The 15392-nt window shown below is 44.7% G+C and carries 14 protein-coding genes; 4 read left to right on the top strand and 10 right to left on the bottom strand.

Annotated features, from left to right (window positions below):
* Nucleotides 1-105: 105 nt before the first annotated feature.
* Nucleotides 106-1470 carry a YjiH family protein gene (locus AAEY75_RS07635; protein WP_352259275.1) on the bottom strand — a complete coding sequence of 455 codons (1365 nt, stop codon included), beginning with the start codon at nucleotides 1468-1470 and terminating at the stop codon, nucleotides 106-108.
* Nucleotides 1471-1540: 70 nt separating this feature from the next.
* The gene (gene hutU, locus AAEY75_RS07630) at nucleotides 1541-3250 is read right to left on the bottom strand and encodes a urocanate hydratase (protein ID WP_352259274.1); all 1710 of its coding nucleotides are present in this window, start codon (nucleotides 3248-3250) and stop codon (nucleotides 1541-1543) included.
* A gap of 303 nt (nucleotides 3251-3553) precedes the next feature.
* On the opposite strand from hutU, the gene hutC reads away from it, so the two are divergent.
* The 4 genes from hutC (at nucleotide 3554) to AAEY75_RS07610 (ending at nucleotide 7076) form a co-directional block, all read left to right on the top strand.
* Nucleotides 3554-4300, top strand: coding sequence for a histidine utilization transcriptional repressor HutC (gene hutC / locus AAEY75_RS07625; protein ID WP_197101737.1), 747 nt, complete (start codon nucleotides 3554-3556; stop codon nucleotides 4298-4300).
* Between the two features lie 309 nt (nucleotides 4301-4609).
* Complete coding sequence (locus tag AAEY75_RS07620) at nucleotides 4610-5446, top strand: amino acid ABC transporter substrate-binding protein (protein ID WP_352259273.1); 837 nt, start codon at nucleotides 4610-4612, stop codon at nucleotides 5444-5446.
* Between the two features lie 14 nt (nucleotides 5447-5460).
* Nucleotides 5461-6204 (top strand): amino acid ABC transporter permease, encoded by a 744-nt coding sequence (locus AAEY75_RS07615; RefSeq protein WP_110923335.1) that lies wholly within the window; start codon nucleotides 5461-5463, stop codon nucleotides 6202-6204.
* 125 nt (nucleotides 6205-6329) lie between these two features.
* Complete coding sequence (locus AAEY75_RS07610) at nucleotides 6330-7076, top strand: amino acid ABC transporter ATP-binding protein (protein ID WP_110923194.1); 747 nt, start codon at nucleotides 6330-6332, stop codon at nucleotides 7074-7076.
* Between the two features lie 115 nt (nucleotides 7077-7191).
* Here the strand turns inward: AAEY75_RS07610 and AAEY75_RS07605 are convergent, their stop codons facing one another.
* The 8 genes from AAEY75_RS07605 to AAEY75_RS07570 form a co-directional block, all read right to left on the bottom strand.
* Nucleotides 7192-8145 (bottom strand): DMT family transporter, encoded by a 954-nt coding sequence (locus tag AAEY75_RS07605; protein ID WP_352259272.1) that lies wholly within the window; start codon nucleotides 8143-8145, stop codon nucleotides 7192-7194.
* Between the two features lie 418 nt (nucleotides 8146-8563).
* Nucleotides 8564-9211: an anthranilate synthase component II gene (locus AAEY75_RS07600; RefSeq protein ID WP_197101741.1), complete on the bottom strand. Its 648-nt coding sequence runs from the start codon at nucleotides 9209-9211 to the stop codon at nucleotides 8564-8566.
* Between the two features lie 78 nt (nucleotides 9212-9289).
* Nucleotides 9290-10702, bottom strand: coding sequence for an anthranilate synthase component I family protein (locus AAEY75_RS07595; RefSeq protein ID WP_197101743.1), 1413 nt, complete (start codon nucleotides 10700-10702; stop codon nucleotides 9290-9292).
* An 88-nt stretch (nucleotides 10703-10790) separates the two neighbouring features.
* Nucleotides 10791-11066, bottom strand: a complete 276-nt coding sequence (locus AAEY75_RS07590; RefSeq protein WP_194197759.1) for a Trp family transcriptional regulator — start codon at nucleotides 11064-11066, stop codon at nucleotides 10791-10793.
* Nucleotides 11067-11287: 221 nt separating this feature from the next.
* Nucleotides 11288-11824, bottom strand: a complete 537-nt coding sequence (locus AAEY75_RS07585; protein WP_352259271.1) for an ureidoglycolate lyase — start codon at nucleotides 11822-11824, stop codon at nucleotides 11288-11290.
* Nucleotides 11825-12004: 180 nt separating this feature from the next.
* Nucleotides 12005-12841 (bottom strand): bifunctional allantoicase/(S)-ureidoglycine aminohydrolase, encoded by an 837-nt coding sequence (locus AAEY75_RS07580; protein ID WP_197216685.1) that lies wholly within the window; start codon nucleotides 12839-12841, stop codon nucleotides 12005-12007.
* Nucleotides 12842-12915: 74 nt separating this feature from the next.
* Nucleotides 12916-13896 (bottom strand): allantoinase PuuE, encoded by a 981-nt coding sequence (puuE, locus tag AAEY75_RS07575; RefSeq protein WP_352259270.1) that lies wholly within the window; start codon nucleotides 13894-13896, stop codon nucleotides 12916-12918.
* Nucleotides 13897-14002: 106 nt separating this feature from the next.
* A complete protein-coding gene (locus AAEY75_RS07570; RefSeq protein WP_352259269.1) occupies nucleotides 14003-15364 on the bottom strand; it encodes a urate hydroxylase PuuD in 1362 nt (453 codons plus the stop codon).
* Between the last annotated feature and the right edge of the window lie 28 nt (nucleotides 15365-15392).

Genomic DNA, 15392 nt, shown 5'->3' with positions numbered 1-15392 from the left:
TGTAAGCCATATGGGTGATATTATTTTTGTTTCGTGTCTTTATTAAAATTAAATGGTTGAAGTGTTTTTTAATCAACGCAATAGCTATTATCGGGTTTGAATTTTTTAGCCAATCCAGTTGAAGTACATGGCCAGTTGTCCGAATGCCGCAGCCAATAAAATACTGAGTATCACGCGCTCGAACCAAATGATGACCATTTTGCCAACAGAGACAGGAATCTCGGTCGCAAGCACACACGGAATCATGGCTGAGAAGAACAGCACACTGCTAATGGAAATGACCCCTGCCACATAGCGTGTCAATATGTCTGCCTCACTCAGTAGTAATGCTGGCAAGAACATCTCAGCCAATCCCGCTGACATTCCTTTGGCAGCGACGAGCGGTTCCGGTAGGCCGCCAAGCCATGTAAAGGGATAAAGAAGCAAGCCCAACGCATCGAACACGGGCGTATATTTTGCTAATAGCAATCCTGTTAAGCCGACAGCGATGATAGACGGCACGATAGCGGCGGCCATCGTTAGACCGTCACGAAAGTTAGACCATAAGATTTGTTTGAGGTCAGTGGCACGGCGCGAAGTGGATAAGCCTAAATCAAACGCAGCTGCTAGCCGTGTACCACGTTTATGGTCTAAAGCTGGACGTTCAACGCTATCATCAAAGAGACTGATAGGCGGAATACGAGCGGTAATCGCAGTGACAATAAAGGTAATTACTAGCGTAGACCAAAAGAACACATTCCAAAACTCCATCAGACCAAGTGTTTTGGCAACAATCACCATGAATGCCGCTGACACGGTTGAAAACCCAGTCGCAATGATAATGGCTTCACGCGCTGAATATTGCTTTTGTAAATACACACGATTGGTGATGAGTAAGCCAATGGAGTAGCTACCGACAAAGGAAGCCACAGCATCAATCGCTGATGAACCTGGGGTTTTCCAAATAGGTTTCATAATCGGCTGCATGAGCACACCAACCATTTCTAGTAAGCCAAAACCAACCAAGAATGCCAATATTAACGCCCCAATCGGTACAATCATACCGACTGGTAAGGCCAATTTTTCAAACAAAAACGGCAGCATGTCCTTTTCCATCATAAAGGCAGGCGCTACGTCAGCCACATACATCACTGCCAATATAAGACCCATGATTTTAAAAGCAGTCATAATCATATGGGTTATATTTTTACGCCATGAGCCATCGATAAATGGTTTACTCACTCCATAGAGCATGAGTAGAAACAGTAATGTCACGGACAAGGTATGCTGCTGAGTCACTAGATAGGTCGCGCCATGATCGAACAAAATCGTGCTTTTTTCACCAATGGTAAATGGTACGAAAAACATCACCAAACCGATGGCACTGAATACGATAAGCTGTATTAAAGCAATAGGGGTTGATAGCAGTTTTTTTGATGATGTCGTTGGATTTTCATCGTGCAGATCAGATGTTGTATTTTGCTCAATCATATTATCCTCCTTGATAAAACGCCGAAAATATCCTTATACCCAGTTACAGCGTATAAGGACAAGGGGCAAACTATTTGATCATTGGCAGATTTAGACCATAATCTTTCGCTGTTTTAATCGCTAGTTCATAACCTGCATCGGCATGGCGCATAACGCCTGAGCCGCAGTCATTGACCAGTACTCGTGACAAGCGTTTGGCTGCAGCGTCCGTACCGTCTGCGACGATGACCATACCTGAGTGCTGTGAGTAGCCCATGCCCACACCGCCGCCATGATGTAGTGATACCCAGGTCGCACCGCCTGCCACGTTAAGCATACCGTTCAATAATGCCCAATCAGATACGGCGTCTGAGCCATCTTTCATACTTTCTGTTTCGCGGTTTGGACTGGCAACAGAGCCTGTATCTAAATGGTCGCGACCAATAACGATAGGGCCTTTTAGCTCGCCGTTTTTGACCATTTCATTAAACGCCAAGCCTGCTTTGTCACGCTCACCAAGACCTAGCCAGCAGATACGAGCAGGCAAGCCTTGGAATTGAATGCGCTCTTTTGCCATATCTAACCAGCGATGAATATGTTTGTTTTCAGGGAATAGCTCTTTAATTTTTTGATCAGTTTTATAGATATCTTCTGGATCACCTGACAGTGCTACCCAGCGGAATGGGCCTTTACCTTGGCAAAACAGTGGACGAATATAAGCAGGGACAAAACCTGGGAAGTTAAAGGCATCTTTAACGCCTTCATCAAAGGCGACCTGACGGATGTTATTACCGTAATCGGTCGCTGGAATGTCCATCGATTGCAGATCCAAAATTGCTTGTACGTGTATAGCACAAGATTTAGCAGCTGCTTTGGTGAGTGCTGCATGTTGCTCTGAATCTTCTTGTGCAGCTTTCCATTCTTCTACTGTCCAGCCGCTTGGTAGATAGCCATTAATCAAATCATGCGCCGAGGTTTGATCGGTGACCAAATCAGGCTTCATGCCACCAGCATTAGCACGCTTGACCATCTCAGGCAGGATATCTGCGGCATTGCCAAGTAGGGCGATAGAGATGGCTTCACCCGCATCGGTATGTTGTTTGATTAACTCGTAAGCATGGTCGAGGTTATCTGCTTGCTTGTCGACATAACCCGTACGCAAGCGGAAATCGATACTAGACTGCTGACACTCGATGTTTAGTGAAGTTGCCCCTGCAAAGGTCGCGGCTAGTGGCTGCGCACCGCCCATACCGCCAAGACCAGCGGTCAGAATCCAACGGCCTGCCCAGCTACCGTCATAATGCTGACGACCTGCTTCTACAAAAGTCTCGTAAGTACCTTGGACGATGCCTTGCGTACCGATATAAATCCAGCTACCGGCGGTCATTTGGCCATACATCATTAAGTCTTTGCGATCTAACTCGTTGAAGTGCCCCCACGTTGCCCAGCGCGGTACTAGGTTGGAATTGGCAATCAAGACGCGCGGTGCATTTTCATGCGTTTGAAACACGCCTACTGGTTTACCAGATTGCACCAATAACGTCTCATCATCTTCTAATTCTTTTAGCGACTCTAGGATTTGATCGTAGCTTTCCCAGTTGCGTGCTGCGCGTCCGATACCACCATAGACGACTAGGCTTTTTGGGTTTTCCGCCACATCAGGATGCAGGTTGTTTTGCAGCATGCGATAAGGGGCTTCGGTCAGCCAGCTTTTGCAATGTAGCGTAGAGCCAGTAGGCGCAGAGATATTACGGCTCTCATCGCGTCGAGTAGGTTTGTTGCTATTGTTATCAGTAGTCATGGTCAAATCCTTGTGAAATCTTTTAAGTCGATTGGGCAATTAAAGTGGGTGGTTTACAATCAGTCTAAGAGTGCACTCAACTGCTTGCTAAACTGGCTAGATTATCGATACTGCCGTAAAGTTGTATATACAAATTATCAAAGTTTATTTTTTCATGCAAGGATTTTTTATGGATAGCCGCATTATTTTTGTTATTAACTCGATCAAGACTAAACGCTTAGACATATTGACTAAGGCTTGCATGGCGGTCTCGTGATATTATGTGGCTACTTTTATTAGAAAAATTGACGGTTAAAAACGGACATGACAAAGACGATTCCGGCGTATCAACGTATAAAAAATGCCATATTAGACAATATTCACTCTGGTAAATGGCAAGCAGGTAACGCGATTTCGACAGAAATGGCACTGGCTGAAGAGTTTGGTGTGTCACGGATGACGGTGAATCGCGCCTTAAAAGAGTTGAGCGAGGAGCGGGTATTAGAGCGTCGGCAAGGGTCAGGGACGTTTGTCGCGCAGCAGCAGTTCAACCATACGTTTGTTGAAGTGCGCAATATCGCACAGGACTTGAAGTCAGCCAATCGCGACTATCGAGCAGAGGTTGTGAGTAAGCGTGCTATTACGGCCGACATGCTCGATGATGAACTACGGCGTGATTTTGGTATTAATAAGGTTGATGGCGGTCTTGGCAAGGATGGTAGTAGCGAAGCATCCGTTCTATATGAAGTAAAAATCATTCACTTTGCGGATGGTCAGCCGATACAGTTTGAAGAGCGTTGGGTGGATGCGAACAAAGTACCAGCGTTCATTGAGCAAGATTTTAGTGTGGTCAATACCAGTGATTATCTAATCGCTAAAAGCCCACTGGAGCGTGGTAGTTATACCATCCGAGCGCTGGCCGCACCTGATGAGATTGCTAACTTTCTACAAGTCTTACCACAGTCACCAACGCTTGTATTGTGTCGCCAAACCTATTCGGCTGGTCAGGTCGTCACCTTTGTCAAAATGTGGCATGCTGGCGATCGCTACCAGTTTTCAGGTGATTTATAGGTGTTACCTTTCGCATGCTCACGGATTTTGTACGTTTTTTATGTCTAAATTGAGATACTATGTTTGTAAGCTGCTATTTAATGAGCAGCAATTTTCATTGACTGAATGCGCTATAATAATTGAACAGTCGTTAAAAATTCAAAAATAAACCAGAAACAGTATTGAAAAATAGGCGAAATAACCTCAAATCGAGCAGCCAAAGCCGAATATTGCAGGGCAGTCATTGTACTGGTCTCTTATATCGGCTTTTCCCTATTTATTGGTTGTATGTGTTTTCACTTTATTCATTCACTCTTATAAGGACGTCTTATGAAACGTCGTACTCTTTTAGCCCTTGCCGCTAGCACTATGTTCCTTGCCGCTTGTGGTCAGTCTACTACTAATGATGCCGATACTACTGCGACTGACAGCGCTGCGACTGGTGGATCTGATTTGCTACAGCGTATCAATAATGGCGGCACCATCAACGTCGGTACAGAGGGCACTTATCCTCCGTTCACGTATCATGATGAGAGTGGCAAACTGACAGGTTATGATGTCGAAGTGACACGTGCCGTTGCGGATAAACTAGGCGTAGACGTTGAATTCAAAGAAACCCAATGGGACGCGATGTTGGCAGGTTTGGATTCAGGACGTTTCGATATGGTGGCCAACCAAGTCAGTTTGACCACGCCTGAACGTCTTGCTAAGTATGACAAAGCCAGTCCTTATAGCTGGTCAGGTGCAGTAGTATTGGCACCGACTAACGAAACTCGTTATACCTCATGGGATAACTTAAAGGGTTTGCGTACCGCACAATCACTCAGCAGTAACTATGGTGAGCTAGCAGAACGTTATGAGGCAGAAATCGTTCCTGTCGATGGTATGGCGCAAGCAATTCAATTGGTTAAGCAAGACCGTGCTGACTTTACGATGAATGACAACTTGGCTGTATTGGACTATCTCAAAAAATTCCCAGATGCAGATCTTGAGATTAAACTGACGGCTCCTGCTAGCGAGATGCGTGGTTCAGGTTTGGTGTTGATTAAAGGTGATGATGCAGTCGTAGCAAAACTAAATGACGCGATGGCAGAATTGACCGCTGATGGTACGCTCACCAAGCTTAGCGAAGAGTTCTTTGGTGCTGATATAAGTCAACAAAAATAATGTCAGGTTTTATCATGCCAGCTTCTGTAATGTCAGCATCATGGTTCGCGGACTTATTGGCAGTATTGCCATTCATGAGTCCTGATCGAGCGCAGATTGTCATCTCATCATTTTGGCCGATGCTCAAAGGTGGTATCTATTACTCGATACCGCTAGCATTGATCTCATTTGCGATTGGTATGGCCATTGCGTTGACAGTAGCATTGATTCGTATCGTACCGCGTGCCAGTTGGTTCCATGAGGTAATCTATCGGCTTGCGCGCGTGTATGTGTCGGCGATTCGCGGTACACCGATGCTTGTGCAGCTATTTATTATTTTCTATGGTTTGCCAAGTATTGGTATAAAGCTCGATCCCTTTCCTTCAGCGATTATTGCCTTTTCGCTCAATATTGGCGCTTATGCATCGGAGACGGTGCGTGCTTCTATTTTGTCGATTCCAAAAGGGCAGTGGGAAGCAGGCTCGACGGTTGGCTTGACGTATCTACAGACCTTCCGCCATGTCATTTTGCCGCAAGCGCTTCGGGTGTCAGTACCACCGTTATCCAATACTTTTATTAGTTTGGTAAAAGACACCTCTTTGGCCTCACTTGTATTGGTGACTGAGCTATTTAAACAAGCTCAGATTATCACAGCACGTAACTATGAGTTTATGCTGGTTTATACTGAGGCGGCGATTATTTATTGGGGTATTTGTCTGTTCTTGACCTTTATTCAAGGCAAGCTTGAAACTAGGCTAGATCGTTACGTGGCAAAATAAGTGATAGTTGAATAATTCTTAGCTACACAGCCATTAGCTAGATAGCCATTAGTCATACAAGCGCTTTAGAACAAGTATTTAAGAATAAATAGTCGCAAATAGAGACCAGTACAACAGGAATTTTTATGATCAAAGTCACTAATATTCATAAAGCCTTTGGTGGCAATCAGGTGCTCAAAGGCATCGACTTGACTATCAATAAAGGTAAAGTGGTGGTGATATTAGGGCCATCAGGGTCAGGTAAGACGACGTTTTTGCGTTGTCTCAATGCGCTAGAAATTCCTGATCAAGGTGTCATTGCTTTTGATGATGGTAGTTTGACAGTAGACTTTGCTACTAAGCCTAAAAAGAAAACGTTGCTAGCACTACAGCGTAAGTCTGGCATGGTATTTCAGTCTTATAACTTGTTTCCACATAAGACCGCTATTGAGAACCTAATGCTTGGGCCTACAGTAGTACAGGGTCAGACCAAAGCACAAGCTCGTACGCAGGCATTGGCGCTACTGGAGAAAGTTGGTCTATCAGACAAAGCGGATCTGTATCCGTTTCAGCTATCTGGTGGTCAGCAGCAGCGCATTGGTATTGCTCGTGCGCTCGCTATCGAGCCGTCATTGCTATTGTTCGATGAGCCGACCTCTGCGCTTGATCCAGAATTGGTTCAAGATGTCTTAGGTACCATGAAGCAACTTGCCTCTGAAGGTTGGACGATGGTTGTCGTGACACACGAAATCAATTTTGCTCGTGATGTTGCAGATCATGTGGTATTAATTGAAGACGGTCATGTGGTCGAAGAAGGCAGCCCTGAGCAGATGTTTGAATTGTCAGTGCATCCTCGTACGCAGGCATTTTTACAGCGTATCGAAAAGTCATAGCGTTATGACAATTGACTGACGTTCCAAGCGAAAAAAGCCCCAATCATGATGTCATGGTTGGGGCTTTTTTTATAAGCGTAGATAGCAGGCGATGTTAAATAATTACACAGAGCGTTTAAACTTTTTTTCGTTTTTTTAACCTTAACCAACGTGGTACACGAGTGGCAGTACCATTTAGCACAGCATTAAACAAAGCTGCTAGTAAAATAAGCACCACACCCACATACTGAATCAAAGATAGTGATTGATGTAGTAATAGTATGGCAAGGGCAATGGCTGTCAGAGGCTCAAAAATCGTAAACACTGAAGCGCGACTGGCAGGGAGCTTCTCTAACGCTTTCATGTACAACCCAAAAGGCACCACGGTTCCTAGTAAAGACAGCCCTAAGACATAACCCCAAGTCAGCAGAGGCAGACTAAATAGTTGCTCATAAGTATTATAAGTCTCTGGTAATAGCAGCAGCACACCTGCACTGATGATGATGGACGTGAAAAATACCAATGGAGCAGGGTGAGCATAATGCATAGCACGCTTGCCGAGTACGCCATATAAGGAGTAGCACACGCCTGCTGACAAGCCCAATAAAATACCCCAGTTGACTTGTGCTTGCTCGCCTAGCATCGTCAAGCCGACACCAAATACCGCCATGAGTGCCAATAAAGCTGATTGGCGAGTGATAGACTCATTGAGCAAAAAGGCTGAAAATAATAAGCTGAAAACTGGTGCAGTGTACAGCAGCGCGACAGCAGGACCTGCGCCAACATAGCTGACGGCAAAAAAATAGCAGATGGACATGCTAAGCACACCTATTAGTGACTGAAGTGCCAGTCCTAACCAGTGTTTTGGGCGCAGCTTAATCAGATCAGGCCATAATTTTGGGAGCATGGCCAATATAATAAAAGCGGCCGTGACAATCCGTAGTATGGTCACTTGCCAGCCACTAAAGCCGATTTGATTAAGGTAGGTAGAAAATATACCCAGTGTTCCCCAGCAAATAGCTGCCGTGATAATTTGAATGATGCCTATCCATGATTTTGGTGATGGCACTGCTGTATCCATGTTCGCCATATCGTTCTCTTTTTTATTTGAGTGTCGCAAGATTTACAAGTTATAGGCTGTCCAAGCCTCTTGGGTAACTACAATCTAATCACTATAAAACTGCTAGGGTAGCAACTTCGTTAACCATACCAACGTATGGCTAATAAGGTTTTCTTATATCGATATTGCGTGCTGACGATATACCAAACTCAAAAAATACAGTCAGCTGTGCCAACTCGTTTAGCCTACCAAAAGTAGCGTTTGAACTCGCTTTCTTCACTGCTCAAATTTTGTGAATGGTCTGACGCAATACAATACTGAAATAAGAAAAGACAACCCGATTGAGGGCTGTCTTTTGTTTGTTCGTTATTTTAGTCTATCACGAAAATATTATGGGGTCGCTTAGAAATGTTATCGATATAAATATAATCACCCTAATATGACCGGTTTATACCTGCATCAAAAAGTTACTGAGCAAGCGCTTGGCACCTTCAGTAGCAAAAGACTCCGGATGAAACTGTACGCCTTGAATCGGATAGTCTTTATGCTGAAGACCCATAATTTCATCACCTGCTAACGCCGACTCCGCCAAGCTATGCTCAACATGGGCATCGTTAGTCACTACAGCGGTGATGGTTAAGCAATCTGGTAACGTATCTGCTTTCACCATTAATGAGTGATAGCGCATGATTTCGATCTCTTGCGGCAGGCCTTGATAGACACCTGAACCATCATGGCTAATTGATGACACTTTGCCATGCATCGGTACATTGGCACGTATCACATCGCCACCAAACACATGAGCGATGCCTTGCATGCCTAAGCAAACACCCAATAGCGGCGTCGTTTTGCCCATCACTTCGATGACTTCAGCACAAATACCGAAGTAGGCGGGGTCGTCAGGTGCACCAGGGCCTGGTGAGATAATGATGCGATCAAGATTCATCGCTTGCACGTCAGCCAGCGTAATTTCATTGTTGCGTTTAACGATGACGTTTGCTTCTTCATCACCATCCATGGTTTGCAAAATCTCACCAATATATTGGTAAAGATTGAAAGTAAACGAGTCGTAGTTATCGATAATTAAAACATTCATGGGTCATAAACTCTTTTGTAAAAATATAGCTAGGTAAAAAGTGGTCAATTTACGAATTGTGGTTGGTACAAATGACAGCTACATAAAGCTGTCTAATACCACTTTCATCGCAGACAGCTTGCGCTGAATTTCCAAGTATTCATCGGCAGGATTGGAGTCGTAAACGTTGCCGCCACAGGTTTGTGCATATGCAGATTCGCCACTGATAAAGAGGCTGCGAATAGGAATAGCAAAGATACAATCACCATTGAAATTGAATGACCCAAGCGCACCACCATAAGCACCGCGACCATCGGGCTCTAGCTCATTGATGACTTTGATGGCTTCAACTTTTGGTGCGCCAGACAATGTGCCGGCGGGGAAGTTGCTGGCAAGCGCGCTAAACATGTCTTCATTGGGATGTAAGATGCCGACGATTTCAGAGGAGATATGCTGCACGTGTGAGAAGCGTTTGATATCCATCAAGCTACGGACTTTTACGGTGCCAAATCGTGCCACACGGCCAATATCATTACGATGTAAATCGACTAGCATATTGTGTTCGGCAATTTCTTTGTCATCGTTGAGCAATGCGCGGGCGAGCTTACGGTCTTCTATCACATCGACGCCGCGTTTGGCTGTACCTGCGAGTGGATAAGTTTCCATCTCACCTTGACGTAAGCGAAATAGCAGTTCAGGTGAGGCGCCGATGATGCACTGCTGAGCAAACTTCATAAAGTACATGTGCGGTGAAGGATTGACGGCGCGCAGTTTTTCATAAATTGGCATCTTATCGCCCGCGATACGATACTTAGACTTGAACCCTACTTCACACTGAAAGATACGCCCAGAGACAATATCTTCTTTGACCTTCATTACTACTTTGGCATGTTCCTCTTGGCTCATACCATCGCCCAAAAACTCAACCGTAGGCTTCTCATAGCTTGGAATGTCGATATCAAATAAGGCTTTGATCTGTTCGATACGATTTTCTTGCTGCGCGGTTGGGTAGTAGAAGTAGAAAATTTCACCAGTCATTTTATCGAGCGTCAAGCCATCTAAATACACACCAAACTTAAATGGTTCAAAGTCGTCGCTAGACTTGGCATTTAGGCTGGGCTCAAAGAAATTCACACTGTCATAGCCTAAATAGCCGACCAGACCACCGCTTTGATCGCGAGCGATGACATGCTGAGGGGTAATCTGACGTAGTAACTGATATGGGTTTTCAGTTTGGTAGTGGCTGGTTTGGGTAGTTTTGTTATCAGTAATCGCAAGGGTAGTGCAGTCTAATGCTGCGATGGTCATAACTGGATCAAAACCAATGGCATGATGACGTGAGATATGGCTGTCTTCGCCTAAAGATTCGAGTAAATAGCAGGTATCAAAAGTGCTTTCGATGCGTTTAAATAGCGCAAAAAAATCAATATCTTGAGTGAGCTTGATACGCTGTGGCTTGCTAGGAATATCAATCGCCGCAGGTTGGCTATGCTGTAATGTAGGAGAGGTCATAACAAAGTCCGAAATAGTTCAAATATGTGTCAGTTAAAAATAGGAGAAATTCAAATAATATGGTGTCGTATATAGTGGATTGACTATATTAAGAGTCTTGTCTGTGTGTCGCTAATAGGGCGCTGACGTCATGACTTTGCATAACTTTAGCACCGCGCGAGACAGTTGCGATACCGACGCCTAGTTTCTCAGATATTTCACGTTGGGTGATATTGTGTTCTAACAAGTCAAAGATACGGATACGGTTGGCAATTTCGCGTTGTTCTTTGTCGGTCAATAGCGCACTAAACAGCACTTCGATATCAGCGCTGTCATGACAAGCCGCTAGATGCTTTAATAAACTGCGATAAGGGTCAGTACTCATAATGTTCAATCTTAATAAAAGGGTAGATAGCTGTCTTGCTAATGTCAGTCTTAATCTTGTTTCAGTATTCTAGTACAGTAGTACGTAAAAGACAAGTAAAGTCATAAAATGCTTCCTTGTTTTCACTAACCTTTCCATAAAATTGAACTTGTCTAAAGTAAAAAACCAGCTAACGGTGATTAGCTGGTCTGTTTATCATTTGTTATTAATAGCGATTAAATCTATTCTGGGGCAAGCTCAATTTGCACCTGCCAACCGTCTATATCGAGCTCATAGCAGTTCTGACCTTCACCATTGATACGGTCAATCACTAAAAAGTCAGAGTCATGACCCAGTGCGAGTAGGGGATGATGCCAAACATTGGCGTCATATTGCACCCCTTGATGAGATTTGGCATAAAACACGGTCAAATCATCAGCAGATTGAGGCGGTGTACCTGCGGGAGCAACGACAACGATATAGTCCTGAGCATTCATTGAAAAAAACGCTTGCGTGCCAAATGGATGGTATTCCATCACCGATAAGCAGATAGGGAAATCACGTTTTTTGGCACGGAAGATACTCATGCCCACATTACCACCATCGAGCTTAGCCTCGGCAATGGCATGATGGCGACATGCGTAGCCTTTATTGATATGGTAGCTGTTTTCAGGCGTTTGCTCATCCTTGTTATAGGGTTCGATAACGGTGCCGTAGGGCGCAAAATCAGCTTTGGTTAAAGGTTTTGCAACGATCGTAGTCTTCATAAGAGTACTCATGATTTGCCTTACTTTTGGCGATTACTATTTATAATCACTGTTTATACTTATTATGAGCTAATTTATCATAAACCAGTACGCGACCTAAATCACCACTTGAGAATAAATGACATACTCAAATAAACGATGATGCGTCTATATTGTTTATTTATAGTCAGGTTAATACAAAAAAGAGACGACTTATCGCTCTGGGCGAATAAATGGCATATGTCTATTCACGTCTTTATAGAGCAAGTATCTAAATGGACCAGGTCCACCGGCATAACAAGACTGCGGGCAAAATGCGCGTAGCCACATAAAATCACCGGCCTCCACTTCGACCCATTCACCGTTTAAGTGATAAACGGCTTTACCTTCTAGTACATACAAGCCATGTTCCATCACATGCGTTTCATCAAATGGAATCACGCCACCCGGTTGGAAAGTGACGATATTTACATGCATGTCGTGACGCATATCAGACTGCTCTGTAAACCGAGTGGTTGCCCATACGCCGTCTGTGCCCAGCATCTCAATAGCAGCAACTTCGTGATCGCTGGTGACAAAAGGCTCAGGCGCATCAATACCGTCTACAAACTGATAGGCTTTGCGGATCCAATGAAATTTAACGTGCTTATCGCTGTTGTTTTTCACCGTCCACTTACATTCAGGCGGTAAGAAAGCATAGCCACCCGCTTCCAGATGATGCGCTTCGCCCTCAATGGTAATATCCATTTCACCTTCAACGACAAATAATACCCCTTCAGCTTTAGCGTCCAGTTCAGGCTTTTGTGAGCCTCCGTTTGGCGCTACTTCAACGATGTATTGTGAGAAGGTCTCTGAAAAGCCAGTTAAAGGACGTGCAATCACCCACATTCGCATGCCTTCCCAAAATGGTAGGTAGCTAATAACAATGTCGGTTAGTACACGTTTAGGAATAATTGCATAAGCTTCGGTGAAGATAGCACGATCGGACAGTAGCTGTGTTTGCGGAGGTAAGCCGCCAGTTGGTGCGTAATAAGTGCTTTTTTTTGACATTATTAATATTCCTTAATGGTGTTGTGCCGCGATAATAATGGTGTGCCGCGATAAATTGGTATCTAAATGTAGGGTTACAGCCAGTTTGTCGTGTTGTCCGCAGTGGCTGGATGGTTTTTATACCAGTGTTTGGCAATGTCATCGCGGCGGCATACCCACACGTCGGGTTTGCTAGTGATGTATTGCAAAAACTTTTTGAGGGCAGTGATACGACCAGCACGGCCAATGATGCGGCAATGCAAACCGATAGTCAGCATTTTAGGTGTATGTTCGCCTTCTTCATATAAGGTGTCGAAGCTGTCTTTTAAGTACTGATAAAAAGGTTCAGCGTTGGTAAATCCAGGGCTAGACGAAAAGCGCATGTCGTTGGTTTCTAGCGTATAAGGGATGACCAGATGCGGTTTACGTGCGATTTTGTTACCGTCTTCTACTTTGACATTGAGCCAGTAGGGCAACTCGTCCGCATAAGAGTCAGAGTCATAAATATAGCCACCTTGCTCGGCGACTAGCTCACGAGTGTTTGGGCTATCACGACCAGTGTACCAGCCAAGCGGCTGCCCACCAATCATGCTCTCGAATATCTCAGTCGCGCGGCGCACATGCTCACGCTCGGTTTCGCGGTACATATTTTGATAAGTAATCCAGCGTAGACCATGACTGGCAATTTCGTGCCCATCTTCTAATACGCGCTCGATGATATGCGGTGTTTTTTCGGCAGCGGCAGCACAAGTAAACGTGGTAATAGGCAAACCATACTCTTTAAAGGTATCCAATACTCGCCAAACGCCAACACGGCTACCGTACTCAAATGCTGACTCAATCGATTGGTGACGATTGTTAAACTCAGGCGTACCCAAAACATCCGATAAAAATCGCTCTGACTGACTATCACCATGAATGACGCTGTTTTCTGCGCCTTCTTCGATATTTAGGACGAACTGAACAGCGATCTTGGCACCGCCTGGCCAGTTGGCCTTTGGTGGCTTATCGCCATAGCCTTTTAGGTCACGAGGGTAGGCATCTTGATTGAAATCACTGGTTATTTTTTTACTCATTGTAAATGTATCCTTAATATCTTAAATGCCTTAAATAAATTAGAGCAACTGCAGCAAAGTAATGTATAACTTTGGATTTATACGATCTTTATCTATCGACCGTTATCTATAACCCTGACGCATAGGCAACCATCTGCTGACGTTCTTCATCCGTCAACTGAGTGAGATTGGCCAATGGCATATAGCCTGTTTGTACGGCAGTGATTATTTTGGCTTTGTGCATTTTTATGTCTGCTGGCGTTTGCAAGATGATACCTGCTGGTGGCGCGGCAAATCCCTGCTGAGTAGGCTGTGCTGCATGGCAAGTGCTACAGCGCGTGTGCACGACATTCATCATGGCGTCGTCAACACCAGTAGCTACAGAGGCCGTAACTGGTACGACATCGGCAGTGACACTTTCATTGGAGACAGCTTCATCAGAAATGGCATCAGTACTCACAGCAGAACTGGCGACTGCACTCTCAGTAGTTGGTGGCACATCATCTGGCGATACGCTATCTGGTGTTGTTTCCGCAGCGACTGCAGCAGTAGCAACAGGCAATGGTTCAATTGGCTCAGGACGCATCCAAATAATTAACAAAACCGTTAATACAGCAGGGATAACCAAATAGCGCGGCTTATGATTATCCAAATGCTTTTGGTTAAAGTAATGACGTACGATTGCAGTGATAATACAAACAAAGACTAACACCAACCAACCGTGAGCATGAGCATACATCATCGGATAGTGATTGCTAATCATGATAAAAATAAGCGGCAGGGTGAAGTAGTTATTCATCAACGAGCGGTTTTTGGCTTGTAGTGCCAAATCGGCTACTTCCTTGCCCGGTTTCTCTCCGCGCCTCACACAATCGACTAGCGCTCGTTGGGCAGGCATGATGCCAAAGAAGACATTACCTGCCATAACCGTACCTAAAATGGCACCGATATGGATGAACGACGCACGGTCGCTGAATAACTGGTACGAACCCCAGCAAGCGATAATCAATAGGATAAAAATAATGCTACTAAAGATGAGTGAGTTTTTGCCCAAGTGACTACGGACAATGACTTCATAGATAAAGTAGCTACCGAATAAGAACAACAAGCTGGTCGAGATAGCACCAACACTGCTACCAAAGGCAACCTTGCTTGGGTCAATCAGATAGGCCGTAGCATTGGCATAGTAAACGATAGACAGCATGGCCATACCCGTCAGCCAGGTGGTATAAGCCTCCCATTTGAACCAATGCAGCGTTTTGGGCATCTGTTCAGGTTCGAGCTTATATTTGGCAATTTCATAAAAGCCGCCGCCATGTACCGCCCATAGGTCACCAGAAATACCTTTGTCCGTTTTCCATTGTGGTGGTTTACGTAGACTGAGATCTAACCAAACAAAATAAAATGAAGCCCCAATCCATGCTACGCCAGCGATGACGTGGAACCAGCGGAAAAATAAATTTAACCAGTCGAGATAATAAGCGCCCATGTGGCAAATGTCCTTTTTTACAATGTTC

Origin of the sequence: Psychrobacter sp. TB55-MNA-CIBAN-0194, from assembly GCF_040309505.1 — a bacterium.
GTDB lineage: Bacteria > Pseudomonadota > Gammaproteobacteria > Pseudomonadales > Moraxellaceae > Psychrobacter > Psychrobacter fozii.
The sequence above is the reverse complement of the archived record's forward strand: the minus strand, read 5'-3'. Positions and strand labels throughout refer to the sequence as shown.

What these genes read in the sequence shown, in the direction of transcription:
- hutC (WP_197101737.1), top strand. Translation starts at nt 3,554, where the DNA reads ATGACAAAGACGATTCCGGCGTATCAACGTATAAAAAATGCCATATTA.
- AAEY75_RS07580 (WP_197216685.1), bottom strand. Translation starts at nt 12,841, where the DNA reads ATGTCAAAAAAAAGCACTTATTACGCACCAACTGGCGGCTTACCTCCG.
- AAEY75_RS07600 (WP_197101741.1), bottom strand. Translation starts at nt 9,211, where the DNA reads ATGAATGTTTTAATTATCGATAACTACGACTCGTTTACTTTCAATCTT.
- AAEY75_RS07615 (WP_110923335.1), top strand. Translation starts at nt 5,461, where the DNA reads ATGCCAGCTTCTGTAATGTCAGCATCATGGTTCGCGGACTTATTGGCA.
- AAEY75_RS07620 (WP_352259273.1), top strand. Translation starts at nt 4,610, where the DNA reads ATGAAACGTCGTACTCTTTTAGCCCTTGCCGCTAGCACTATGTTCCTT.
- AAEY75_RS07610 (WP_110923194.1), top strand. Translation starts at nt 6,330, where the DNA reads ATGATCAAAGTCACTAATATTCATAAAGCCTTTGGTGGCAATCAGGTG.
- AAEY75_RS07635 (WP_352259275.1), bottom strand. Translation starts at nt 1,470, where the DNA reads ATGATTGAGCAAAATACAACATCTGATCTGCACGATGAAAATCCAACG.
- AAEY75_RS07605 (WP_352259272.1), bottom strand. Translation starts at nt 8,145, where the DNA reads ATGGCGAACATGGATACAGCAGTGCCATCACCAAAATCATGGATAGGC.
- AAEY75_RS07570 (WP_352259269.1), bottom strand. Translation starts at nt 15,364, where the DNA reads ATGGGCGCTTATTATCTCGACTGGTTAAATTTATTTTTCCGCTGGTTC.
- hutU (WP_352259274.1), bottom strand. Translation starts at nt 3,250, where the DNA reads ATGACTACTGATAACAATAGCAACAAACCTACTCGACGCGATGAGAGC.
- AAEY75_RS07590 (WP_194197759.1), bottom strand. Translation starts at nt 11,066, where the DNA reads ATGAGTACTGACCCTTATCGCAGTTTATTAAAGCATCTAGCGGCTTGT.
- AAEY75_RS07585 (WP_352259271.1), bottom strand. Translation starts at nt 11,824, where the DNA reads ATGAGTACTCTTATGAAGACTACGATCGTTGCAAAACCTTTAACCAAA.
- AAEY75_RS07595 (WP_197101743.1), bottom strand. Translation starts at nt 10,702, where the DNA reads ATGACCTCTCCTACATTACAGCATAGCCAACCTGCGGCGATTGATATT.
- puuE (WP_352259270.1), bottom strand. Translation starts at nt 13,896, where the DNA reads ATGAGTAAAAAAATAACCAGTGATTTCAATCAAGATGCCTACCCTCGT.